Raw genomic sequence first — 383 nt, 5'->3', positions numbered from 1 at the left:
AGCGGGGAAGGATTGATGAAAAGACCAATCTTAGTTCCTGGATCAATGGTATAGGAACTTATGAATTCCGCTACGGCGGGATTTTAAAAGCAGGCCTGGGAGTATTGTATCATGATGGGTACACTAATGATGTTCAACTGGATGAATATTTTGTAAGCTTTGAGAACAAGTGGTTTGAGGCTTATGCCGGAAAAAAACAGAAGGAGGAATTCTTTAGCGGAATTAGTGCTACCAATGAGAATTTGCTATGGTCGCTCAATTCCAGACCGATCCCGGGAATTAGCCTGAGCACTAAACCCATAATCCTTTTTAAACGGGCAGGAATAGGTTTCAAAGCTTCCTGGGAGGAATTTTTTTCTGATGAAACAGATCGCTATATTCAA

Annotated in this window: 1 pseudogene; it reads left to right on the top strand. The window is 41.3% G+C overall.

Annotation, left to right across the window (positions count from 1 at the left end):
* Window positions 1-383, top strand: a pseudogene (locus tag HC175_RS20220) (capsule assembly Wzi family protein); the annotation flags it as partial.

The organism is Salinimicrobium oceani, from assembly GCF_012037645.1.
This window is presented reverse-complemented; position numbering and strand designations above follow the sequence as displayed.